Origin of the sequence: Kineococcus aurantiacus, assembly GCF_013409345.1 — a bacterium.
Classification (GTDB): domain Bacteria; phylum Actinomycetota; class Actinomycetes; order Actinomycetales; family Kineococcaceae; genus Kineococcus; species Kineococcus aurantiacus.
On sequence record NZ_JACCBB010000001.1, the window covers coordinates 1300027 to 1322733 of the forward strand.

At 75.7% G+C, this 22707-nt stretch carries 25 protein-coding genes; 13 read left to right on the forward strand and 12 right to left on the reverse strand.

Going from position 1 to position 22707, the window contains the following annotated elements; translation table 11 throughout:
- Positions 1-31: 31 nt before the first annotated feature.
- Positions 32-874 (forward strand): class I SAM-dependent methyltransferase, encoded by an 843-nt coding sequence (locus BJ968_RS06195; protein ID WP_343077861.1) that lies wholly within the window; start codon positions 32-34, stop codon positions 872-874.
- 76 nt (positions 875-950) lie between these two features.
- On the opposite strand, the gene dtd is transcribed toward BJ968_RS06195, so the two are convergent.
- Positions 951-1376 (reverse strand): D-aminoacyl-tRNA deacylase, encoded by a 426-nt coding sequence (dtd, locus tag BJ968_RS06200; protein ID WP_179750137.1) that lies wholly within the window; start codon positions 1374-1376, stop codon positions 951-953.
- Between the two features lie 101 nt (positions 1377-1477).
- On the opposite strand from dtd, the gene BJ968_RS06205 reads away from it, so the two are divergent.
- Positions 1478-1789, forward strand: coding sequence for a hypothetical protein (locus tag BJ968_RS06205; protein WP_179750139.1), 312 nt, complete (start codon positions 1478-1480; stop codon positions 1787-1789).
- 3 nt (positions 1790-1792) lie between these two features.
- Here the strand turns inward: BJ968_RS06205 and BJ968_RS06210 are convergent, their stop codons facing one another.
- Positions 1793-2128, reverse strand: coding sequence for a DUF2516 family protein (locus tag BJ968_RS06210; protein WP_179750141.1), 336 nt, complete (start codon positions 2126-2128; stop codon positions 1793-1795).
- Between the two features lie 9 nt (positions 2129-2137).
- On the reverse strand, positions 2138-3691 hold the full coding sequence (locus BJ968_RS06215; RefSeq protein WP_179750143.1) for an FUSC family protein: 1554 nt from the start codon (positions 3689-3691) through the stop codon (positions 2138-2140).
- Positions 3692-3744: 53 nt separating this feature from the next.
- Between BJ968_RS06215 and BJ968_RS06220 the strand changes: the two genes are divergently transcribed.
- A complete protein-coding gene (locus tag BJ968_RS06220; RefSeq protein ID WP_218884854.1) occupies positions 3745-4293 on the forward strand; it encodes a MarR family transcriptional regulator in 549 nt (182 codons plus the stop codon).
- Positions 4294-4318: 25 nt separating this feature from the next.
- On the opposite strand, the gene BJ968_RS06225 is transcribed toward BJ968_RS06220, so the two are convergent.
- From BJ968_RS06225 to BJ968_RS06245, 5 genes are all read right to left on the reverse strand, one after another.
- On the reverse strand, positions 4319-4945 hold the full coding sequence (locus tag BJ968_RS06225) for an RsiG family protein (RefSeq protein WP_218884855.1): 627 nt from the start codon (positions 4943-4945) through the stop codon (positions 4319-4321).
- A 69-nt stretch (positions 4946-5014) separates the two neighbouring features.
- Complete coding sequence (ygfZ, locus tag BJ968_RS06230; protein WP_179750147.1) at positions 5015-6103, reverse strand: CAF17-like 4Fe-4S cluster assembly/insertion protein YgfZ; 1089 nt, start codon at positions 6101-6103, stop codon at positions 5015-5017.
- 11 nt (positions 6104-6114) lie between these two features.
- Positions 6115-6540 carry a transcriptional repressor gene (locus BJ968_RS06235; protein ID WP_179750149.1) on the reverse strand — a complete coding sequence of 142 codons (426 nt, stop codon included), beginning with the start codon at positions 6538-6540 and terminating at the stop codon, positions 6115-6117.
- Positions 6541-6563: 23 nt separating this feature from the next.
- Positions 6564-7106 (reverse strand): heme-binding beta-barrel domain-containing protein, encoded by a 543-nt coding sequence (locus BJ968_RS06240; RefSeq protein WP_179750151.1) that lies wholly within the window; start codon positions 7104-7106, stop codon positions 6564-6566.
- A 165-nt stretch (positions 7107-7271) separates the two neighbouring features.
- Positions 7272-8069: a hypothetical protein gene (locus BJ968_RS06245; protein WP_179750153.1), complete on the reverse strand. Its 798-nt coding sequence runs from the start codon at positions 8067-8069 to the stop codon at positions 7272-7274.
- A 194-nt stretch (positions 8070-8263) separates the two neighbouring features.
- On the opposite strand from BJ968_RS06245, the gene BJ968_RS06250 reads away from it, so the two are divergent.
- From BJ968_RS06250 to pstB, 8 genes are all read left to right on the forward strand, one after another.
- Entirely contained in the window at positions 8264-9103 is an 840-nt protein-coding gene (locus tag BJ968_RS06250; protein ID WP_343077862.1) for a winged helix-turn-helix transcriptional regulator, read from the forward strand.
- The gene (mshD, locus tag BJ968_RS06255) at positions 9100-9996 is read left to right on the forward strand and encodes a mycothiol synthase (RefSeq protein WP_179750155.1); all 897 of its coding nucleotides are present in this window, start codon (positions 9100-9102) and stop codon (positions 9994-9996) included. Before BJ968_RS06250 ends, mshD begins: the two co-directional genes overlap by 4 nt.
- Before the next feature lie 86 nt (positions 9997-10082).
- The gene (locus BJ968_RS06260) at positions 10083-12224 is read left to right on the forward strand and encodes an RNA degradosome polyphosphate kinase (protein WP_179750157.1); all 2142 of its coding nucleotides are present in this window, start codon (positions 10083-10085) and stop codon (positions 12222-12224) included.
- A 35-nt stretch (positions 12225-12259) separates the two neighbouring features.
- Entirely contained in the window at positions 12260-13204 is a 945-nt protein-coding gene (locus tag BJ968_RS26400; RefSeq protein WP_179750159.1) for an NUDIX domain-containing protein, read from the forward strand.
- Between the two features lie 218 nt (positions 13205-13422).
- Entirely contained in the window at positions 13423-14541 is a 1119-nt protein-coding gene (pstS, locus tag BJ968_RS06270) for a phosphate ABC transporter substrate-binding protein PstS (RefSeq protein ID WP_179750161.1), read from the forward strand.
- Between the two features lie 111 nt (positions 14542-14652).
- Positions 14653-15606, forward strand: a complete 954-nt coding sequence (gene pstC / locus BJ968_RS06275) for a phosphate ABC transporter permease subunit PstC (protein ID WP_179750163.1) — start codon at positions 14653-14655, stop codon at positions 15604-15606.
- The gene (gene pstA / locus BJ968_RS06280; RefSeq protein ID WP_179750165.1) at positions 15603-16685 is read left to right on the forward strand and encodes a phosphate ABC transporter permease PstA; all 1083 of its coding nucleotides are present in this window, start codon (positions 15603-15605) and stop codon (positions 16683-16685) included. The genes pstC and pstA overlap by 4 nt, the downstream gene beginning before the upstream one ends.
- Before the next feature lie 27 nt (positions 16686-16712).
- A complete protein-coding gene (gene pstB / locus BJ968_RS06285) occupies positions 16713-17492 on the forward strand; it encodes a phosphate ABC transporter ATP-binding protein PstB (RefSeq protein ID WP_179750167.1) in 780 nt (259 codons plus the stop codon).
- Between the two features lie 104 nt (positions 17493-17596).
- On the opposite strand, the gene BJ968_RS06290 is transcribed toward pstB, so the two are convergent.
- From BJ968_RS06290 to BJ968_RS06305, 4 genes are all read right to left on the reverse strand, one after another.
- On the reverse strand, positions 17597-18598 hold the full coding sequence (locus tag BJ968_RS06290; RefSeq protein WP_179750170.1) for an inorganic phosphate transporter: 1002 nt from the start codon (positions 18596-18598) through the stop codon (positions 17597-17599).
- 5 nt (positions 18599-18603) lie between these two features.
- Complete coding sequence (locus BJ968_RS06295; RefSeq protein WP_179750172.1) at positions 18604-19224, reverse strand: DUF47 family protein; 621 nt, start codon at positions 19222-19224, stop codon at positions 18604-18606.
- A gap of 105 nt (positions 19225-19329) precedes the next feature.
- Positions 19330-19554, reverse strand: a complete 225-nt coding sequence (locus BJ968_RS06300) for a hypothetical protein (protein ID WP_179748100.1) — start codon at positions 19552-19554, stop codon at positions 19330-19332.
- A 71-nt stretch (positions 19555-19625) separates the two neighbouring features.
- Entirely contained in the window at positions 19626-21290 is a 1665-nt protein-coding gene (locus BJ968_RS06305; protein ID WP_179750174.1) for a metallophosphoesterase family protein, read from the reverse strand.
- A gap of 71 nt (positions 21291-21361) precedes the next feature.
- On the opposite strand from BJ968_RS06305, the gene BJ968_RS06310 reads away from it, so the two are divergent.
- Entirely contained in the window at positions 21362-22210 is an 849-nt protein-coding gene (locus tag BJ968_RS06310; protein ID WP_179750191.1) for an SDR family oxidoreductase, read from the forward strand.
- A gap of 51 nt (positions 22211-22261) precedes the next feature.
- Positions 22262-22696 carry a transcriptional repressor gene (locus tag BJ968_RS06315; protein ID WP_179750193.1) on the forward strand — a complete coding sequence of 145 codons (435 nt, stop codon included), beginning with the start codon at positions 22262-22264 and terminating at the stop codon, positions 22694-22696.
- Positions 22697-22707 lie beyond the last annotated feature (11 nt).

A 22707-nucleotide genomic window follows, 5' to 3' on the forward strand; every position in this document is an offset into this window, starting at 1 on the left:
CACCCGTGGCCGGGCCTCGTAGTGTCCCGCCGTGCCCCGGCAGTCTGCCTCCCGCGTCCGCAGCGGTGGTGCGGGGGTCGCCGCGGTGGGTGCGGTGACCCGCGGCACGACGGGGCCGGACCGGTTGCGGCGGGTGGAGCGCTGGCTGGCGCAGACCCAGGGGGCCCGCCTGCGCCGGGCGGTGGACCCCCTCGTCGTCGACCTCGGCTACGGCGCCTCGCACGTGACCGTCACCGACCTGCAGCGCTGGGTGCGCCGCGTCCGGCCGGACGTGCGGGTCGTGGGGCTGGAGATCGCCCCCGAGCGCGTCGCCTCGGCGCGGGCGGCCCTGGCGGGGGTGCCGGGCGCCCCGGAGTTCGCGGTCGGTGGTTTCGAGGTCCCCACGGACGGCGACCCCGTGCTCGTGCGGGCGTTCAACGTGCTGCGGCAGTACGAGTCCGACGAGGTGGAGCGGACCTGGGGGCTGCTGCGGTCCCGGCTGGCCCCCGGCGGGCTGCTCGTCGACGGCACGTGCGACGAGCTGGGGCGGCGCGCGACGTGGGTGGCGCTGGAGCGCGACGCCGGCCCGGTGTCGCTGACGCTCTCGGTGCGGCTGGCGGACCTGCCGGCCCCCTCGGCGGTGGCCGAGCGGCTGCCGAAGGTCCTCATCCACCGCAACGTGCCGGGCGAGGGCGTGCACGACCTGCTGCGGGCCGCGGACGCGGCGTGGGCCCGGGCCGCCCCGGCCGGCACGTTCGGGGTGCGGCAGCGGTGGATCGCGACCTGCCGGGACCTGGCCCGCGACTGGCCCGTGCGCGGCGGCCCGTCGCGGTGGCGGCTGGGTGAGCTGACGGTGGACTGGGCGTGCGTCGCCCCGGCCCGTCGCCCGGGGTGAGGCCGGCTCGGGTCCGGCTCGGGTCCGGCGCGGGTAGGGCGCGGGTGTGGCGCGCCGCTGAGGGGCCCGGCCGGGCTCAGGCCTCCAGCCAGATCGTCGTCGGGCCGTCGTTGACGAGCTCGACGGCCATGTCGGCGCCGAAGCGCCCCGTCTCCACCCGCAGGCCGTGCCCGCGCAGGGCGTCCGCGACGGCCTCGACGAGCGGTTCGGCCACGGGGCCGGGCGCCGCGGCGTTCCAGGTGGGCCGGCGGCCCTTGCGCGTGTCGGCGTAGAGGGTGAACTGGCTGACGAGCAGGACCGGGGCGCCGACGTCGACGGCGGCCTGCTCCCCGCGCAGGACCCGCAGCTGGGCCACCTTGCGCGCCACGAGCTCCACCTGGGCCGGCCCGTCGTCGTGGGTGACGCCGAGCAGCACCAGCAGGCCCGGCTCGTGGAGGGCGCCGACGACCTCCCCGTCGACGGTGACCTGCGCGCGCGTCACGCGCTGCACGACGGCTCTCACGGCGCGCGCTCCTCCTCCGACCGGGTGGACGTCCGGTGACGATCTGGCGGACCGGGGGCGAACCTCACCCCACGGCAGGGTTGCGAGCTTAGGATCGGCGGGTGCTCCAGACCCTCCTCGACGCGCCCGTGGTGATCCCCGTGACCCTGCTGGCCCTCGGGGTCTGCGCCCTCGGGGCGCTCGTGCGGCCGCGGCTGGACGGCGCCGTCGTGCTGGGCCTGCTGGCCGCGATCTGGACGCGCGTCAACCAGCCCGTCGAGGGGCGCGTCCTGCACGCCTGGACCGCCGACCGCGGGTTCACCGAGGCCGACCTGGTGTCGGCCGCGGCGCTCGTGGTCGTCGCGGTCACGCTCGTGCGGTGCGCGCGGGGCCTGGCGCACCGCCGCGCGGGCGGGGTCGCCTCCGCCCGCTGACCCTCACCAGGGGCCGTAGGGGCCCTGGTGACCGCCGCGGTCGCGGCGCGGGCCGCCGCCGTACTGGCGGACCGCCGGGCGGACGTCGGCGAGGTACACCGCGGCCCCGACGACCGCGAGGATGCCGAAGATCCCCAGGACGGAGAACACCGACACGAAGCCGACGGCGGTGGCGACGGCCGTGATCGCCGTCCAGAACGTCTTGGTCCGCTTGCCGGCGGCGGTGAACGCCGCGGCCGGCCGGCGCAGGCAGTCGAGCAGGGCCCAGACCTCCAGGCCCAGCGCTGCGACGCCCAGGACCAGCAGCACGCCGTTCTGCAGGTTGCTGAGGAGCTCCACGTCAGGACTCTACGGTCGAGGGGCCCGGTGAGTTCCGCGCTCGCCCCCGTCCGCGCGCAGCAGGTCGCCCAGCCGGCGGTACCCGTCGTGCTCGTCGGCGCGCGCCGCCCGGGGCGCGGGGACGCGCCACTCGTCGTCCTCGAGCAGGGTGCGCGCCTCGGCCAGCGCGAGCAGCCGCGCCCGCAGGACGTGCGGTTCGGCGGTCCCCGCGACGCTGTCGCGGGTCTGCTCCAGGGCGCGCTCCAGGGCGTGGTGGGCGTACCGGTTGCGGACCAGGACCGCCACGACGACGCCGAGCGCGACGCCCAGCACGGTGTCGCCGACGCGGTCGACGACGAGGCGCTCGACGCCGGCGCCGTGCGCGCCCAGCCGCGTCAGCACCAGGGACAGCCCGGTGATGGCGACCGTCCCGAGCGCGTAGTTGCGGGGCATGCACAGCTCGACGGCGAACATGCAGACGACCGTCAGGACCCAGACCCGCACGTCGTCGGTGGCCAGGTGCACCAGGAGCGCGGCCAGCACGACCCCCACGAGGGTGCCCGCCCCGCGCTGCACGGCGCGCTGGGTCGTCAGGCCCGCCGACGGCGCCTGCAGGGCCGCGGCCGCCCCCACGGCGGCCCAGTAGACGTGCCCGAACCCCAGCGCCGTCGCCACCAGCACGGCGGCACCGCAGGCCAGCCCCACCCGCAGCGCCGGGACGTGCAGCACCCCGGGGGTCCGCAGCGCGGTCCACACGCGCCGGCGCGGCCAGGCGAGCGGGACGGGGGCGGGCCCGGATGGGGCGGCGGGGACGGGGCCCCGGCCGGCGAGCGCGGGGAGCACCGCGCGCAGCGGTGCGGCGTCGGCGCGGGCGTGCAGGACGCGCTCGGCGTGGACCAGCCAGCCCCCCAGCGGGCCCCGCGCCCGCGGCCCGAGGACGGCCCAGGCGGCGTGCAGGGCGGTGCTGGCCCGGTGCCGGGCGGAGGCGTCGTGCCCGCCGGCGCCGAGGACGGCGCCGACCGCGCGGGCGACGGCCACCCGTTCGGGGCCGTCGGTGCGCCACAGGACGGCCGCCCCGGAGACGGCGACGCCGAGCGCCGCGCAGGCGAGCGTGACGGCGGCGACGGCCGGCAGGTCGCCTCCGCGCAGCGGTTCGGCCGTCAGGGTGCCGGCGGCGAAGACGGGGATGAGGCCGCCGGGCGGCCCGGTCCGGGCGGCGTCGGTGGTGAACTTCGCGACGGTGGCCACGAGGGCGACGACCGCGGCCGGCACGACGACGTCGGCCCAGCCGGTCAGCGGCAGCGCGGCGGCCACGGCGCCGGCGAGGACGGCCAGGGTGAGCCCGAGACCGGTCCACGCCTGGGTCCGCCACCGGCGGGCGTAGACCTCGTGGCGGCCGTAGAGGCTGGTCAGGGCCCCGAAGGTGGCGGGGGCGGCCAGCAGGGGGGCGTCGGCGGCCAGGGCGACGGCCAGCGGCAGGGCCAGGGCGGTGGTGGCGCTGCCGGCCGCCCACCAGGGGTGGCGGCCGGGAGCGATGCGGGACCACCCGCGGACGGACCGGTGCAGGTGCGCGGGCAGGCTCACCGCAAGAGGTTAACAGGTGTTTCACCTGCGAAGCACTTGCGTAGACTGGGCCCGTGACCAGCACCTCCCGCTCCCCCGCCCCCGACGGCCGGGACGACCCGGGCGACCCGGGCGACCCCGCGGACGCGGTGGACGCCGTCCGACGGGAGTGGGCCACCGTCCACCCCGACCTCGACACCGCACCCATGGCCGTCGCGGGCCGCCTGCGCCTGGTGGCCGCGGCCCTGGCGCGCGCCACCGACCCCGTCGTCAAGGCCGAGGGCCTGACCCGGCCGGAGTTCGACGTGCTCAGCGCCGTCCGCCGCAGCGGCCGCACGCCCCTGACCCCCACGGGCATCGCCGCCGCGACCCTGTCCTCCGGGGCCGCCACCACCAAGCGGCTGGACCACCTGACGAGGGTCGGCCACCTCGAACGGACGCCCGACGAGCGCGATGGGCGCGTCACCCGCCTGTCCCTGACCCCCGCCGGCCGCGACCTCGTCGACCGCCTGCTGCCGCGCGTCCTCGACGCCGAGCGCGCCTTCGCGGCGCGGCTGTCCGCGCGGGAGCGGGACGACCTGACCGCGAGCCTGCGGGTCCTGCTGCGGCACGCCCCGGCCTGAGGGCCCGCGCGCGGGCCGCGGGGGGCTACCGCGAGGAGCGCAGCGCGTCCTCGACGGAGACGACGCCGTCGCGGTAGCGGCGGGTGATCTCGTCGGTGCAGGCGTCCATGGCCTGCTGCACGCGGTGCCGGTCGGCCGACAGCTCCTGCTCGAGCGCCACGAGCCGGGTCCGGGCGGCGGCCAGCTGGGCGTCGTCCATGGCGGTGAGGTCGGACAGGTGCGGGTCGGCGACGGCCAGCTCGGCCCGGCGCCGGTGCTCACCGACGCGGGAGGGCTCGACGGAGCTGAAGCGGCCCATGCCGTGGTCGGTGCGGCGCGGGTCGGCCAGGACGTCGGTGAGCTTGGCGACGAGCTCGGCGTCGGAACGGGCGTGCCGGACGTCGGCGGCGCCGTCGGTGCCGGCGCGGCGCTGCTCCTCGGCGCCCAGCAGGTCCAGGCGGCCCTGGATGAGCCGCCGGGCGTAGGACAGGTCGGCCTCCTCCTGCTCGGCGACGGTGCGGTGCTCGCGGAGGGTGGGCAGGTCCATGTCCTGCAGCCCGTCGAGGAAGTCGGGGGCGAGGACCTTGTCGAGGGCCCGGCGCCCACCCGCCTGGTACCCGCTGACCTGCTCGTCCACGACGGCCTCCCCCGGCTCGGATGCGACTGCGCGCACTCGCTTGGTCACGAAGCGTGCGTTGGGAGAGAGTATGACGCACGCGTCAGCGGCGCGTCAGGAGGCCGCTCAGGGTGCGACGACGAGTTCCTGCGCGGCCGCGATCCGGCGCTGCTCGGCCCCCTCGGTGCCCGACCCGGCCACGACGTGCAGCCGGGCGTCGACCGGCAGGGACCGCTTGACGACGGCGAGGGCGACCGGGCCCAGCTCGTGGTGGCGGGCGGCGGTGGTCACCGACCCGACCGTGCGGTCGTCGAGGACGACGTCGTCGCCGTGCGCGGGCAGGTCGTGGGAGGAGCCGTCCAGGTGCAGCTGCACGAGGCGGCGCGGGGGCCGGCCCAGGTTGTGCACCTTCGCGACGGTCTCCTGGCCGCGGTAGCAGCCCTTGTGCAGGTGGACGGCCGTGCGCAGCCAGTCCAGCTCGTGCGGGATGGAGCGCTCGTCGGTCTCCAGGCCCAGCCGGGGCCGCCACGCCTCCACGCGCAGGGCCTCGCTGGCCCACGTCCCGGCCAGCCGGCGGCCGGCCACGGCGGCGACCAGGCCGTCGCGCGGGACGAGCACCTCGCGCCAGGGGCGGTCGGCGCCGGGGTGCTCCAGGGTCGTGACGGCCGCGTAGCTGGCGGTGTCGGCGCTGCCGCCCTCGTTCGCCGGGGTCGCCCCCGGCCACGGGTCGACCCAGACGGGCCCGGCGGCCGAGCCCGCGTCCCGGCTCGGCTCCCCCAGGACGGCGACCTCGGCGGAGACGTCGGCGATCTCGACGCGCAGGAGGAACCGCATGCGCTCCAGCCACGTCCGCAGGGCGTCGACGGTGCCGGGCTCGACGGTGAGCCAGGTGGCCTCGCCGTCCTCGTGCAGGTGCAGGGCGTGCTCGACGCGGCCGGTGGGGCTGAGCACGAGCGTCTCCGTGGACGTCCCCGCGGGCAGCCCGGTGAGGGCCTGGGAGGTGATGCTGTGCAGCCAGGACAGCCGGTCGGGCCCGGTCAGCCGCAGGACCCCGCGGTGGGACAGGTCGACGACGGCCTCACCGCGCACGAGGGCGCGCTGCTCGCCGTGCGGGTCGCCGTAGTGCCACGCGACCCCGGCGTCGGGCCCCTCGGCCGCGACGGCGCCGGGGCTGTCCAGCAGGGGCGAGCGCAGGGTCTGCGTCGGAGCGGTCACGGTGGGGCCTCCTAGCGGTCGCGGCACCGCGCGCACCGCCCGCGCAGGGCGAGGTGGCCGGTGTCGACGACGAAGTCGTCACGGGACAGGATCTCGGCGGCCATCTCCCGGGCGGGCCCGGGGGCGGCCTCGGCCACCGCGCCGCACCCGTCGCAGACCAGGTGCAGGTGCCCGCCGTGCTCGACGGCGTGGAAGGACGGCACCTTGCGGTCCAGCTGGGTGCGGGCGACCAGCCCGACCTCCTCCAGGACCGCGAGCGCCCGGTAGACGGTCGACGGGTCCACCCCGGGGGAACCGTCGCGGGGGGCGAGGTGTTCCGAGACCTCCTCGGCGCTGGCGTGCCCCAGGTCGCGGACGGCGTCGAGGATGCGCCGGCGCTGGGGCGTGGAGCGCAGCCCCCGCGCGTGCAGCAGGGCCGGCAGGTCGGTGGACGGCACCGTCAGGACACCCCCGGGAGCCGTCAGTCGACGCGCTTGAGCCGCGCCGAGGCGTAGCTGCGCAGGGGGTGACCCTCGAGCGTGACGTCCAGGGCCCACAGCAGGTCGCCCTCGACCAGGCCGTACACGCGCGTGCCCGAGGTGTACTCGTGGGCCGTCGTCGTGCGGGCCACCACGTCGGTGCTCAGGTCGATGCGCGGGCCGCGGGCGGTGCCGGCCAGGATCTCCACGACGCCGGTGGGGTGGGTCAGCAGCACCTCGAGCTCGACGGGCCGGGGGCCGTCGGCGGGAGCGGGGCTGTCGAGGTCGACGGCCTGCGGTCGCCAGTAGCCCGTCTCGACGTCGAGGGGCTCGGTCGTCTCGCCGTCCTCGTCGAGCGCCCACGTGGTCGAGGTGTAGCTGAGGAAGTCGCGCCCGTCGTGCCCGAACTCGACGACCTGCCCGAACCGGGTGTCGCTCTCACCGCGGGCCGGGTGGCCCAGCACGCCGGCGCCCTCCCAGCGGCCCAGGAGCCACGACAGCGGGACGAGGGCCAGCGGGGTGTCGGTGCGCAGGGGGACGGCCACGGGTCAGCGCTGCCCCTGGTAGAGGCGGTACACGACGTACCCGGCGAACCAGGCGATCACCAGGCTCACCACGATCAGCAGGACGAGGAAGAACGTCTCGAGGGGGTGCACCCGCCCAGCGTACCGGCGCGCGCGCCGCGGGCCGGGGTGACGTGGGCGGGCTCACTACAGCAGGACGAGGCGCCCCACGAGGTACGCGCCGCCGCCGGCGAGGGCGACGGGCACGGCGGCCACGGCCAGGGCCGCGGGGACCGTGCCGGCCGCCGGCAGGCGCGCGGTCAGGCCCCGCCACGCCGAGACGAGCACGCCCGCGCCGACGCCGGCGACGATCCCCGCGACCGCCCAGCGGCCCTGCGAGACGACGTCCCCGGTGCCGGCGCCCAGGAGCACGGCCAGGGTCGCCGCGAGCCAGCCGGCCGCCCCGCCCACGACGAGGTTGACCGGGCCGGCCACCCGCAGCGGCCAGGTCGTGGCCGAGACGGCGGCGGTGGCGACGACGGCGGCCAGCACGACGGGGGCCAGGGTGGCCCCGGCGTAGGTGGAGGGCACGGCCACCCACGCGGCCCCCAGCACGACGACGGCCTGCGCGCCCACCGAGGCGGTGACCGACTCCACCAGCCGGGGGCGGCCGTCGCGGCGCAGGAGCTGGTGGGTGAAGGCGGCCAGCAGGGACAGCGCGGCCACGGCGGGCGAGTGGGCCAGGACCCCCGCGGCCTGGGTGCCCTCGTCGCGGGCGTGCGCGACGGCCACCGCCGCGGCCACCGCCGCGGCCACGGCCACGAGCCCGACGAGGACGGTCGTGCTGCGGCGGGCGGGCAGGTCCAGCAGCTCGGGCCAGCCGACGGCGACCAGCGCGCCGACGAGCACGACGGCCAGGGCCCGCACGGGGGCCGGCCCGAAGGCGGCCAGGGCGAGGACCGCGGCGAGCGCCAGGGTCGTCGTCGCCGTCGCCGACCGGCTCACGCCGTCCCCACCTGGTCCCGGTTCACGCCCCGATCCTCCCAGAGGGCCCCCGGGCGGGCGGGGGTGGTCCTGTTGCCCTCCTCGACACGCGTAGTCTGGGCACCGTTGTCCTGCACACCACCGCGGGGACGCCCCGGCCTGTCCGGCGCCCCGCCGGTGCGCGGTGTCCCGGCGGACGGAGGGCAGGAGCGCGGGTGGCGCAGATCCTCGTGTTGACGAACGCACTCGCTCCTTCGACGGAGGTGCTGCCGGCCCTCGGGCTGCTCCCGCACAGCGTGCGCGTGCTGCCCGCCGAGGCCTCGGTGCTGGTGGACGAGCCGACCTCCGACGCCGTCCTCGTCGACGGCCGCCGCGAGCTGGCCGCGGCCCGCTCCCTGTGCCGCCTGCTGCGCACCACGGGCCTGTCGCAGCCGCTGCTGCTGGTGGTCACCGAGGGCGGCATGGCGGCCGTGGCGGCCGACTGGGGCGCCGACGACGTCCTGCTCGACACGTGCGGCCCGGCGGAGCTGGACGCCCGGCTGCGGCTGGCCGCGGGCCGCTCGCGCCGGCCCGCCGAGGACACCGACCCGGCCGCGCCGTCGGAGATCCGCGCCGGGGACGTCGTCATCGACGAGGCGGCCTACTCCGCGCGCGTGCGCGGCCGCCAGCTCGACCTGACGTACAAGGAGTTCGAGCTGCTCAAGCACCTGGCCCAGCACCCCGGCCGCGTCTTCACGCGCGCCCAGCTGCTGCAGGAGGTCTGGGGCTACGACTACTTCGGCGGCACCCGCACGGTCGACGTCCACGTGCGGCGGCTGCGCGCCAAGCTGGGCGCCGAGCACGAGAACGCCATCGGGACGGTGCGCAACGTGGGGTACCGCTTCGTCTCCTCCGGCCGCGACCTCGACGACCGGCTCGACCTGGGCGCGGGCATGGGGACGGACCTGGGCCCGGACCTGGGCAGCGACCTGGAGGAGGGGTTCGACGAGGGCCCGGCCGACGACCCGGCCGCTCCGGACGTCGACGCGCCCCCCAGCCCCTCCGGCCTCCGGTGAGCCTGGGGACCGCCGACCGCGACGACGTCCTGGCCCTGGCCGCGGCGGCCTCGGCGGCCGACGCCGCGACCGCCCTGTCCGAGGACGCCGTGCTGCGGCTCACCTCCGGCGACGACGTCCGGCACGTCCTGCGCCGCGACGGCGACGTCCTGGCCGGGTACGCCCAGCTCGCCCCGGCGGGCGGGGGGTTCGAGGGTGAGCTGCTCGTCGACCCCGCCCACCGGCGCCGCGGTCACGGGGCCGCGCTGGCCGCGCGCGTCGAGGAGCTCGCGGCGGGCCGGCCCGTGCGGCTGTGGTCGCACGGCGACACCGACGGCGCGCGGGCCCTGGCCGGGCGCCGCGGCTGGCGGCGGGTGCGCGAGCTGCTGCGGCTGGAACGGCCCGCCGAGGGCCTGGCCGACCTGCCGGTCCCGGACCTGCCCGCCGGGGTGGGGGTGCGTCCCTTCGTGCCCGGCGCCGACGACGAGGCGTGGGTCGCGCTGAACGCCGCGGCGTTCGCCACCCACCCCGAGCAGGGCCGGTGGACGGTCGCGGACCTGCGGGCCCGCCTGGCCGAGCCGTGGTTCGACCCGGCCCTGCTGCTGCTGTCGCACGAGGGCCCGGACCTGACGGGGTTCTGCTGGATGAAGGCCGAGGCCGGCCAGGGCGAGCTGTACGTCCTGGGGGTCGCGCCGGGGCGGGCCGGGGCCGGTCTGGGGCGGGCGCTGCTCGTGCGCGGCCTGCGGGCGGTGGCCCCCTCCGTGCGGGCCGTCGACCTGTACGTCGACGGCGACAACGTCCCGGCGGTGCGGCTGTACCACCGGCTGGGGTTCGAGCGCGCCGCGGTGGACGTGCAGTACGCCTGGCCCGGCGACGACGCGGGGCACGACGCGGGGCACGGCGCGGGCGCCTGAGCCCGGCCGAGGGTTCACCCGGTGTTCGGCGGCAGCGGCCCGGCTGCGCCTGCGGCCCCCCGCGGCCCGGTGGCAGACTGATCGCCATGACGGCAACGACCCCCCTCCCCGCGGTGGCACCGGTCGAGGAGACCGTCGACCTGCCCGAGGACCGCTTCGCCGACCGGGAGGTCTCCTGGCTGGCGTTCAACGAGCGCGTCCTGCAGATGGCCGAGGACCCCGAGGTCAAGCTCCTGGAGCGCGCCCGCTTCCTGTCGATCTTCGCGAACAACCTCGACGAGTTCTTCATGGTCCGCGTGGCCGGCCTCAAGCGGCGCATCGCGACCGGCCTGGCCGTCACCGCGGCCAGCGGGCTGGAGCCGCGCGAGGTCCTCGACGCCATCGCCGTGCGCGCCCACGAGCTGACCGAGCGGCACGCGAACGTGTTCCTGGAGAACGTCCGCCCGGCGCTGGCCGGGGCCGGCATCACCATCGTGCGCTGGGACGAGCTGAGCCAGAGCGAGCAGGTGCGCCTGCACGGGTTCTTCCGCGACCAGGTGTTCCCGGTGCTGACGCCGCTGGCCGTGGACCCGGCCCACCCGTTCCCGTACATCTCCGGCCTGTCGCTGAACCTGGCCGTCGTCGTGCGCAACCCCACGACCGACAAGGAGCACTTCGCCCGCGTCAAGGTGCCGCCGCTGCTGCCGCGGTTCGTCACGGTCGAGGCCGACGGCGACGGGGCGCGGTTCGTCCCCCTCGAGGACGTCATCGCGGTGCACCTGGACCAGCTCTTCCCGGGCATGGAGATCGTCCAGCACCACACGTTCCGCGTCACCCGCAACGAGGACCTCGAGGTCGAGGAGGACGACGCCGAGAACCTGCTGCAGGCGCTGGAGAAGGAGCTGCTGCGCCGCCGCTTCGGCCCGGCCGTGCGCCTGGAGGTCGCCTCCGACATCGCCCCGGAGGTCCGCGAGCTGCTGGTGCGCGAGCTCGGCGTCCACGACCAGGAGGTCTACGAGCTGCCCGAGCCGCTGGACCTGCGCGGCCTGGGCGACATCGCCGACCTGGACCGCCCGGAGCTGAAGTTCCCCAAGTTCGTCGCCCGCACCCACCGCGACCTGACCGACGGCGCCGAGACGGCCAAGCCCTCGGACGTGTTCGCGGCGATCCGCAACCGCGACGTCCTGCTGCACCACCCCTACGACTCGTTCTCCACGAGCGTGCAGGCCTTCCTGGAGCAGGCCGCGGCGGACCCGAAGGTCCTGGCCATCAAGCAGACGCTGTACCGCACCTCCGGCGACTCCCCCATCGTCGACGCCCTCATCGACGCCGCCGAGGCCGGCAAGCAGGTCCTGGCCCTGGTGGAGATCAAGGCGCGCTTCGACGAGCAGGCCAACATCACGTGGGCGCGCAAGCTGGAGCAGGCCGGCGTGCACGTCGTCTACGGCCTGGTGGGGCTGAAGACGCACGCGAAGCTGAGCCTGGTGGTGCGGCAGGAGTCCGGCGGGCTGCGCCGGTACTGCCACGTCGGGACGGGCAACTACAACCCCAAGACCGCGCGCCTGTACGAGGACATGGGGCTGCTGACCGACGACCCGCAGGTCGGGGAGGACCTCACCCGGCTGTTCAACCAGCTGTCGGGCTACGCCCCCAAGACGGCGTACAAGCGCCTGCTGGTGGCCCCGCGCTCGCTGCGCACGGGGCTCATCGACCGGATCGACCGGGAGGTCGACAACGCCCGGCAGGGCCAGCCGGCCGGGGTGAAGATCAAGGTGAACTCGATCGTCGACGAGGCCGTCATCGACGCCCTCTACCGCGCCTCGAACGCCGGGGTCCCCGTCGACGTCGTGGTGCGCGGCATCTGCGCCCTGAAGCCGGGGGTCCCGGGGCTGAGCGAGAACATCCGGGTCCGCAGCATCCTGGGGCGCTTCCTGGAGCACAGCCGGCTGTTCTGGTTCGCCTCCGGCGGCGACCCGGTCGTCATGATCGGCAGCGCCGACATGATGCACCGCAACCTGGACCGCCGCGTCGAGGCCGTCGTGCGGCTGACCGACCCCCGCCACGTCCGGGAGGTCTCGACGCTGCTGGACGACTGCATGGCCGACACGACGAGCTCGTTCCACCTCGGGGCGGACGGCACGTGGACGCGCCACCACGTGGGCGCGGACGGCGAGCCGCTGCTGGACCTGCAGGAGCACATCATCGCGACCCGCCCGGGACGCCGCCCGACCGCGCGCCGTCGCCGGTGACCAAGCCGGCCCACCGGTCCTCGTCCCGCGCGCGGGTGGACGTCGAGGCCGCCGGGTGCGTCGTCGTGCGCGCCGGCGGCTCCGGCCCCGAGGTGCTGCTGGTCCACCGGCCCCGCACCGCCACCCGCGCGGCGGACTGGTCCTGGCCCAAGGGCAAGCTCGACCGGGTCGAGGGGGTGGTCGAGCACCCCGCGGTGGCGGCCGTGCGGGAGACGGCCGAGGAGACGGGCGTGCGCGTCCACCTCGGCGTCCCGCTGCCCGAGCAGCGGTACGAGGTGGACGGCGGCCTGCGCAAGCGGGTGCGGTACTGGCTGGCCCGGCCCGCCGGGGCGGCCGACCCGGACGTGTTCGACCCGGCCGACCCCGACGAGATCGCCGAGTCGGGCTGGTTCAGCCCCCGGGAGGCCGCGCAGCGGCTGACGCACGCCGCGGACGTGGAGCTCCTGCACGCCGCCCTCCCCGACGGCGAGCTGCCGACCCCGACGTGGACGCTGGTGGTGCTGCGGCACGCCCGGGCCGTCAAGCGCAGCGACTGGGCCGACGGGGAGGCCGTGCGCCCGCTGCTGGAGTCCGGCCACGCCCAGTCCCGCGACCTGGCCCCCCTGCTGGCCTGCTTCGACGTGCACGCGCTGCTGACCTCCCCGTGGGCCCGGTGCGTGCAGACGGTGCTGCCCGCGGCGGAGCTGACGGGGCTGCCGGTGGAGGAGGAACCGGCCCTGACCGAGGCCGCCTTCCGCGCCGACCCGGCCGCAGCCGCGGGGGTGGTGAGCGGTCTGCTCGACGCCGGGCGGGCCGTGGTCGTGTGCTCGCACGGGCCGGTCCTGCCGACCCTGCAGGCGGTCGTGTCGGCCCGGGCCCGCGACCGCGCCCAGGCGCACGCGCTGGGGGCGAAGCTGGAGAAGGCGGCCGTCGTGGTGGCCCACCTGAGCGGCAGCGGCGCGCAGGCCACCGTCGTCGCCGTGGAGCGGCACTCCTTCTGACCTCACCCGGACGCCCAGGCTTCGTCACTCAGCGTGCACACTGTCACCCGTTCACCTGCTCGTCGACGCTCGTCCGCCGACCCGGCACGCAACCGTAGGTAGTCGTTCACGCCTCGTTCACCCGCGGCGAGCGAACACGTCACTCACGCTCCCTACCTTCGAGCCGTCGGAACCCGCGCCGGCGCCCCCCTGCGCCCGCCGAGCGAAAGGCTCTCCCCTTGAACCGCACGATCATCCGTCGCGCCGCCCTGCCGGCCGCCCTGGCCCTCTCCCTCGGCCTCGCTGCGTGCAGTGGCTCCAACGAGACGAGCACCGGTAGCGGCTCGAGCGACTCCGCCTCCTCGTCGGCCGCGTCGCTGAGCGGTTCCCTCAACGGCGCGGGCGCCAGCACCCAGACCGTCGCGCAGCAGACCTGGGCCGCCGGGTTCCAGGGCACCAACCCCGACGTGCAGCTGAACTACGACCCCGTCGGTTCCGGCGGCGGCCGCGAGCAGTTCCTCTCCGGCGGCGTCCCCTTCGCGGGCTCGGACGCCTACCTCAAGGACGAGGAGCTGACCCAGGCGCAGGAGACCTGCCAGGGCGGCAACGCCATCGACATCCCGGTCTACGTCTCCCCCATCGCCGTCGCGTTCAACCTCGAGGGCGTCAAGACGCTCAACCTGTCGCCCGACACCGTCGCCGGCATCTTCCTGGGCAACATCAAGACCTGGAACGACCCGGCCATCGCCGCCGACAACCCGGGCGTGACGCTGCCGGCCACCGCCGTGACCCCGGTGCACCGCTCCGACGACTCCGGCACCACCCAGAACTTCACCGACTACCTGCACACGGCCGCCCCGACCGTGTGGACCGCCGAGGCGGCGCAGAAGTGGCCCGTCGAGGGCGGCGAGGCCGCCCAGGGCACCTCCGGCGTGGTCCAGGCCATCAAGGGCGGCAACGGCACCATCGGCTACGCCGACGAGTCCCAGGTCGCCCCCGAGGGCCTGGGCATCGTCTCGGTCAAGGTCGGCGACGCCTTCGTCGGCCCGACCGCCGAGGCCGCCGCGGCCGTCGTCGACGCCTCCCCCGAGGTCGAGGGCCGCCCCGACGGCGACATCGCCATCAAGATCGACCGCGCCACGACCGCGGCCGGGGCGTACCCCGTCGTCCTGGTGTCCTACGACATCGTGTGCTCCAAGTACGAGGACGCCGCCACCGCCGAGCTGGTCAAGGCCTACATGACCTACGTGACCAGCGAGGAGGGCCAGGAGGCCGCGGCCAAGGCCGCCGGTTCCGCGCCGATCTCCGAGAAGCTGCGCACCCAGATCACCGCCTCCCTGGAGAAGATCTCCAGCTGATCGGGCCGAGCGGCGGTGGCAGGTGGGTCACCACCTGCCACCGCCGCTCCCGTTCCTCCCCGGGCCGGCCCGGGGCACCATCACTGGACACACGATTTTCGGAGGACCCGGGTGAGCAGTCGCACCCCCAGTCCCGCCGCCGAGGAGCGCGCCGTCATCGAGCGCGGCGCCAACCGGGCCGGGGACAAGATCTTCAGCGGCACCGCGACGGGGGCGGGCGTGGTCATCCTCCTCGTCCTGGCCGGTGTCGCGGCCTTCCTCGTCGGGCAGGCCGTCCCCGCCCTCACGGCCGACAAGGCCGAGGTCGGTGACGGCGAGGGCCTCGTCGCCTACGTCTGGCCGCTGCTGTTCGGCACGATCCTCGCCGCGGTCATCGCGCTCGTCGTCGCGACGCCCATCGCGGTCGGCATCGCCCTGTTCATCTCGCACTTCGCCCCGCGCCGGCTCGCGCAGGGCCTGGGCTACCTCGTCGACCTGCTCGCCGCGGTGCCCAGCGTCGTCTACGGCATCTGGGGCATCGTCGTCCTGTCCAAGGCGATGGCCCCCATCTACGGCTGGCTGGCCGACAACCTCGGCTTCATCCCCCTCTTCGCCGGCCCCGCCTCCGCGACGGGCCGCACCATCTTCACCGCCGGGCTGGTGCTGGCGGTCATGGTGCTCCCCATCGTCACGGCCATCGGCCGCGACGTCTTCCTGCAGACGCCGCGCCTGCACGAGGAGGCCGCGCTGGCCCTGGGCGCCACGCGCTGGGAGATGATCAAGTACTCGGTCATCCCGTACGGCCGCTCGGGCGTCGTCAGCGCCGCCATGCTGGGCCTGGGCCGCGCGCTGGGTGAGACGATGGCCGTGGCCCTGGTGCTGTCGGTCTCCAACGTCGTCACCTTCAACCTCATCAGCGCGACGAACCCGTCGACGATCGCGGCCAACATCGCGCTGAACTTCGCCGAGGCCTCCGGGGTCGACGTCAACGTCCTCATCGCCAGCGGCCTGGCCCTGTTCGTCATCACCTTCGCGGTGAACTTCGTCGCCCGCCTGATCGTCTCGCGCTCGGGAGCCAAGGCATGACCACCACCACGAACGGCGCGGCCGGCGACCTCGCCGCCGCCATCGACCAGCCGCTGAGCCAGCGCAAGCTCCCCCGCTGGGCCCCGTGGGGTTCCCTCGCCGTGGCCGTCGTCCTCTCCCTGGCGGTGCTGCTGCCCGGCGGGACGTCCAAGGGCGCCGTCGCCGTGCTCGCGGCGCTGCTGCACCTGGTGGTCATCGGGGTCGCCTCCGGCGTGCGCGAGGGCAGCCGCAAGGCCAAGGACCGCCTCGTCACCGCCCTGGTGACGATCGCCTTCCTCGTCGCGATGGTCCCCCTCGTCTCCGTGGTGTGGACCGTCGTCGACAACGGCCGGCACCGCCTGGACGCCGACTTCTTCACGATGTCGATGTTCCGCATCGTCGGTGAGGGCGGCGGGGCGCTGCACGCCATCTGGGGCACGATCATCATCACGCTCATCGCGACGGTGATCTCGGTCCCCATCGGCCTCATGACCGCCGTCTACCTCGTCGAGTACGGCGCGGGCTCGCGGCTGGCGCGCGCCATCACGTTCCTCGTCGACGTCATGACGGGCATCCCCTCGATCGTCGCCGGCCTGGCCGTCGCCGCGCTCTTCGCGCTCGTCTCCGGGCCCGGGACGAAGCTGGGGATCATGGGCGCCATCGCCCTGGCGATCCTCATGGTCCCCACGGTCGTGCGCTCGACCGAGGAGATGCTCAAGCTCGTCCCGAACGACCTGCGCGAGGCGGCCTACGCCCTCGGCGTGCCCAAGTGGCGCACGGTCGTCAAGGTCGTGCTGCGCACGAGCGTGTCGGGCATCGCGACCGGCATCACGCTGGCCGTGGCCCGCGTCGCCGGGGAGACCGCCCCGCTGCTGATCACCGTGGGGATCACCACGGGGTCGAACTTCAACCCCTTCGAGGGCCGGATGGCGACCCTGCCGGTGTACGCCTTCTACCAGTACACCCAGCCCGGCGTGCCGGCCGCGGCCGGCACCGAGCGCGCCTGGACCGCCGCCCTGGTCCTCATCGCCCTGGTGATGCTGCTGAACCTCGTCGCGCGGCTCATCTCGCGCTTCTTCGCCCCCAAGACCGGCCGCTGACCGTCTCAGACCAGTAAGGAGGCCGTCATGGCCAAGATGATCGACGTGAGCGATCTGAACATCTACTACGGGGACTTCCTCGCGGTGGCGGACGTCAACGTGACGATCGAGCCGCGGGCCGTCACCGCGCTCATCGGCCCGTCCGGCTGCGGCAAGTCGACGTTCCTGCGCACGCTCAACCGCATGCACGAGGTCATCCCCGGCGCCCGCGTCGAGGGCAAGGTCGTCATGGACGGCCAGGACCTCTACGACAAGGACGTCGACCCGGTGTCGGTGCGCCAGCACATCGGCATGGTGTTCCAGCGCCCGAACCCGTTCCCGACGATGTCGATCTACGAGAACGTCGCGGCCGGGGTGCGGCTGAACGCCAAGCGCATGCGCAAGAGCGACCTCGACGACCTCGTGGAGAGCTCGCTGCGCGGGGCGAACCTGTGGAACGAGGTCAAGGACCGCCTCGACAAGCCGGGCCTGGGCCTGTCCGGTGGGCAGCAGCAGCGCCTGTGCATCGCCCGCGCCATCGCGATCCGCCCCTCGGTCCTGCTGATGGACGAGCCGTGCTCGGCGCTGGACCCGATCTCCACGCTCGCCATCGAGGACCTCATCGGCGAGCTCAAGAGCGACTACACGATCGTCATCGTGACGCACAACATGCAGCAGGCCGCGCGCGTGTCGGACAAGACCGGGTTCTTCAACCTGGCCGGCGTCGGCAAGCCCGGCCACCTGGTCGAGATCGACGACACCTCGACGATCTTCAGCAACCCGTCGCAGAAGGCCACCGAGGACTACATCTCGGGCCGCTTCGGCTGAGCCGCGCCCCGCACCGGCTCCGGGGAGCCCCCTCCCGCCCGGGGAGGGGGCTCCCCTTCGTCGTCCCCCCGCCGGCCCCGACCGGTCCCGGCCGGGGGTGGGCCTCACACCCCCGGGACGGCCAGGGACAGCAGCAGGTACCCCGCGGCCCCCAGCGCGGCGGCCGCGACCGGGGTGAGCACCCAGGCCGCGACCACCGTGCGGACCACGCGCCAGCGGACGGCGGAGCGGCGCCGGGTGGCCGCGGCCCCGATGACCGCCGAGGAGACCACCTGGGTGGTGGACACGGGCGCGTTGAGCACCAGCGCCGCCACGTACAGGACCGCGGAGGAGACCGTCTCGGCCGCGAAGCCGCGGGCCGGGTCGAGCTGGGCGACCCGGCGGCCGAGGGTCCGGATGATCCGCCAGCCCCCGCAGTAGGTGCCCGCGCCCATCGCGAGCGCGGCGAGCACCGTGACCCACCAGGGGATGCCCCGGCCGGTGTGGAACCCGCCGGCCACCAGGACCAGGACGATGACGCCCATGGTCTTCTGGGCGTCCTGGAGGCCGTGGCCCAGCGCCATGGCGGCGGCCGAGACGGTCTGCAGCATCCGCAGGCGGCGCTGGAGGGGGCGGCGGTCGGCGTCGCGGGCGACCCGGTGGACGGCGAGGACGGCCAGGTAGCCGAGCCCGAACCCCAGCAGCGGGGACAGCACCATGGGGACGAGGACGAAGACGAGGACGGCGTCCCAGTGCATCGCGGCCCCGGCGGTGAAGGCCGCTCCGCACAGCCCGCCGATGAGGGCCCCGGTGCTGGAGGAGGGCAGGCCGAGCCGCCAGGTGCACAGGTTCCAGCCGATGGCGGCCACGAGGGCGGCCAGGACGACCGTGCCGGCGAGGGGGCCCGTGCCGACGTCGGCGACGTCGAAGGCGATGAAGGCCGCGACGCCGGTGCCCAGGAAGGCGCCGGCGAGGTTCAGCAGCGCCGCCATGGTCAGCGCGACGCGGGGCGTCAGGGCGCGCGTCGAGACCGACGTCGCGATGGCGTTGGCCGCGTCGTGGAACCCGTTGGTGAAGTCGAAGGCCAGGGCCACGACGACGACCACGAGGACGAGGGCGAGGTCCACCCGGCTCAGGACTCCTTGACCGCGAGGGTCCGCACGGTGTGGGCGACGCGCTCGAAGGCGTCGGCGACGCCGTCGAGCCGGTCGACGACCTCCTTGACCCGCCAGGCCTCGAAGACGTCGCGGCCGCCGGCGAGGAGGTCGGCCAGCACCCGGCGGTGCAGCTGGTCGGCCTGGTTCTCCAGGCGGCCGACCTCGGAGCAGTAGTCGGTCAGGGTCGTCACCGACCGCAGCCGGGGCATGGCCTCGGCCGTCAGCTCGGCCTGCCGGGACAGGACCTGCACGATCTCGCCGACGGCCGGGGGCAGGGGGCCGGTCTCGACGAGGACGACGAGGTCGACGGTGGCCTGCATGAGGTCGAGGCAGTCGTCGAGGCGGGAGGTCAGCTCGTGGACGTCCTCGCGGTCGAAGGGCGTCACGAAGGTGGTGTCGAGCTTGCGCAGCAGCTCGCGGCCGGTCTCGTCGCCGCGGTGCTCGACGTCCTCCATGGCCAGGCCGATCGCCGCGCGGCGGGGCGGCTCGCTGCCGATGGCCTCGGTCAGCAGGACGGTCCCCTCGAGCAGGACCTGCCCCATCGCGCTGAACAGGTCGAAGAAGGAGGTGTCGTGGGGGGTCAGTCGGAAACGCACGGCATGCTCCACGGCTCGGTCCTCGGGCCGGTGCAGGGGCCCGGGCGTCGACTCTAGGCGGTCGGGGTCCCGGGACCGGACGCGCCCGGCGGCCGGTGCGGCCGATCAGTCGCCGTCGACACCCAGGACGCGGTCGAGCTCACCTTCGGGCAGCGGGCCGTCACTCTCCGAGGCGGCCACGACGACGTCGGTGTAGAGCTCGATCTCCTCGGCCAGGTCGGTGTCGGCCAGGGGCGCGGCGGGGGCGGCGGAGCGGGCCCCGGGCAGGACGCGCCGACCCGGGGAGGCGTCCGGGTCGAGAGCGGGGTCCGGATCGAGCGAGTGCGTCATGGTGGCACCACCGTACGCCGGGGCGGGGCCCCCCGGACGGCACTTGGGCGACTACCACCCGTGCGGAGCCCTCAACCGCCCGTCGCCGTGCCCGTCGCCGACCCCGTCACCGAGCCCGTCGCCGAGCCCGTCGCGCCGCTCGTGGGGGACCCGCTGGGCACCACGAGCGGGGGGCGGTCCTCGTCGGTCAGGACGGTGCGCTGCAGGTTCACCTCGGCCAGCCCCAGGCCGCCGACGGTGACCTCGTCGTAGGCCAGCAGCCGGCCGGCGTCGTCGCCGGAGCGGCCGAAGTACAGCAGCGTGGCCGACAGGGGCAGCGGGTCGCCGTCGGCGAGCCGGGTCAGGCCGGCGGCGGTGATGCCCGCTCCCCCGGTCGTCCCCTCGACCATGACCCGAGTGCCGGAGGCGTCCAGCGTCACCGAGCGCTTGTGCAGGTGACCGGCCAGCACGAGCGGGACGCGCCCCAGCAGGGGCTGCAGCCCGCTGGGGTCGTGGACGAGGGCGGCGTCGACGGTCCGGTCGGGGTGGGCCCGGTCCCACGCGGCGATGCCGTCGGCGAGGACGTCGTTGGCCTGCTCCTGGACCTGCTCGGCGGTCCCGGTGGCGACCTTGCCCTCCCCGTCGGGGGTGAAGACGGGGTCGCCCTGGCCGGCGAGCACGAGGCCCGCGACCTCGGTGGTGGCCCCGGCGTCCAGGACGGTCGCGCCCTCGGCGGCCACCTGGGCCTGGGTGTCGGTGGAGTCGTGGTTGCCGCGCACCCAGACGTAGGGGACGCCGAGGTCGCGGATGCGGGCCAGGAAGCTGGACTCGACGGCGGTGCCCCACGTCGTGGTGTCGCCGGTGTCGACGACGGCCTGGACGCCGAACTGCTTGACGAGGTTGGCCGTGAGGTCGTAGCCGAGCGGGTTCAGGTGCAGGTCCGAGATGTGCAGGACGGTGGTGACGTCCTCCCCCAGGCCGCTGGTGCCGGCCCGGGCGTCGCCCAGGACGGGCAGGTTCGCCGCGGCGGCGTAGAGCGTAGAGACGCTGCGGACGATGTCGGACAGGCCGCTGCGGTAGCTCTCCAGCCGCTCGAGGGCGTTCTGGGTGCTGGAGACCAGGTAGGGGGCGCGGGACAGCAGGCCGGTGAACCGGGGCTGGCGCAGCGCGGCGGGGTCGAACGTGGCGTAGGCGCCGCCACCGGTCGCGACGACGACGACGAGCAGCGCGGCCCCGGTCTGCAGGGTGCGGCGGCGGCCGCGGAAGACGACGGAGGCGGCCAGCAGCGCCCCGGCGAACCCGCAGCCGAGGCTGTACGCGGCGGCGCGCACCGCGGCGGCGCGGACGGTGTCGGCGGCGGTCAGCTCCAGGGCCAGCAGCTGCTGGGGGGAGCGCACGAGGCGGGCCGCGGCGTCGAGGTCGACGCTGCGGATGCTGGCGCTGACGAGGACCGGCGCGCGGTGGGTGTCGAAGCGGACCTCGCCCACGGGCGGCAGGTCGACCTGCACGCCCGGGTCCAGGCTGGGCCGGACGCGGACCTCGGTCTGCAGGGGGCCGACGTAGGTGGTGGACCCGGGGGCCAGGGCGAACCCGGCGGCGGCGCCGAGCCCGCCGACCACGAGGACGGCGAGCCAGGGCAGGAGGTGGCGGCGCAGGAACCGGCCGCCGCGGCGGTCGGCGGAGGCGTCCCAGCGCGCGCGCCACCGGTGCGGGACGCGCGGCGGCCGGGGCTCGGGGCGGCGTTTCCTGTCGGACATCAGCACGATCTTCGCGCAGCCGGACCCGGACCGCTGCGCGTGGCGGGCGCCGGAGAGGGTACGGGCAGGGCATGACCGAGACCACGACCAGCACCCCGTTCCGCGACCTGCGCTCCCCCTCCCCCACCGGCCGCCCCGGCCCGGCCCTGGTCACCGGCGCCGAGTCCGGCATCGGGCGGGCCGTGGCCGTCGAGCTGGCCCGCCGCGGCCACGACGTCGGCCTCACCTGGTTCCGCGACGAGGCCGCCGGGGAGGCGACGGTGCGCGAGGTGCGGGCGCTGGGGCGGCGCGCGGCGCTGCGGCACGCCGACCTGCGCGACCTGCCCGGCGCGGCCGACGTCGTGGACTCCCTGGCCGAGGAGCTCGGCGGGGTGGAGGTGCTGGTCAACGACGCGGGCACGGGCACCTCGACGCTGCTGCTGGACCTGTCCTTCGAGGACTGGCGGGAGGTGCTGTCGGTCGACCTCGACGCGGCGTTCCTCTTCCTGCAGCGCGCGGCCCGGCGGATGGTCGCGGCCGGGCGCGGGGGCCGCGTCGTGAACGTCACCAGCGTCCACGAGCACCAGCCGCGGGTGGGGGCGGCGCCGTACTGCGCGGCCAAGGGCGGGCTGGGGCTGCTGACCCGCACGGCGGCGATCGAGCTGGCCGAGCACGGCATCACCGTCAACGCGGTGGCCCCCGGCGAGATCGCGACGCCCATGACGGGGCAGGAGGACACCGACCCGCACACCGAGCACCGCCCGGGGGTGCCGCTGGGCCGTCCGGGGGACGCGCGGGAGGTCGCGGCGCTCGTGGGGTTCCTGTGCTCGGCGGAGGCCTCGTACGTGACGGGGTCGTCGTACGCGGTCGACGGCGGGATGCTGCAGATGGGCCCGATGGCCGGTTCGCACCTGACCGGGGAGGCCTGGCGCCGCCCGTAGTGAGGCCACCCTTTCTTGACTCGTTCCAGACTGGCCTGGTTGGGTCGTGCCGTGACCAGTGCCGACCTCCTGCGCGCGAAGGGGCTGCGCGCCACGCAGCCCCGCGTGGTCGTGCTCGACGTCCTGGAGGCCGCCCGCACCACCTCCGAGCACCTGGCGGTCGCCCAGATCGCCGACCGCGCCCGGACCGTCCTGCCGACCGTCTCGACCCAGGCCGTCTACGACTGCCTCGAGGCGCTCAGCGGCGCCGGGCTCGCCCGCAGCGTCGAACCGGCCGGTCACCCCGCGCGGTACGAGGCGCGCGTGGGCGACAACCACCACCACCTGGTGTGCCGCGACTGCGGTCGCACCGTCGACGTGGACTGCACCGTGGGCCACGCCCCCTGCCTGTCGCCCTCCGACGCCGCGGGTTTCGCGGTCGAGGAGGCCGAAGTGGTGTTCTGGGGCCGCTGCCCCGAGTGCCGCACCCCGAAGTCCATCGCCTGACCAGCACCACC

What these genes read in the sequence shown, in the direction of transcription:
- pstB (WP_179750167.1), top strand. Translation starts at nt 16,713, where the DNA reads ATGGCCAAGATGATCGACGTGAGCGATCTGAACATCTACTACGGGGAC.
- BJ968_RS06305 (WP_179750174.1), bottom strand. Translation starts at nt 21,290, where the DNA reads ATGTCCGACAGGAAACGCCGCCCCGAGCCCCGGCCGCCGCGCGTCCCG.
- BJ968_RS06260 (WP_179750157.1), top strand. Translation starts at nt 10,083, where the DNA reads ATGACGGCAACGACCCCCCTCCCCGCGGTGGCACCGGTCGAGGAGACC.
- BJ968_RS06300 (WP_179748100.1), bottom strand. Translation starts at nt 19,554, where the DNA reads ATGACGCACTCGCTCGATCCGGACCCCGCTCTCGACCCGGACGCCTCC.
- BJ968_RS06310 (WP_179750191.1), top strand. Translation starts at nt 21,362, where the DNA reads ATGACCGAGACCACGACCAGCACCCCGTTCCGCGACCTGCGCTCCCCC.
- pstA (WP_179750165.1), top strand. Translation starts at nt 15,603, where the DNA reads ATGACCACCACCACGAACGGCGCGGCCGGCGACCTCGCCGCCGCCATC.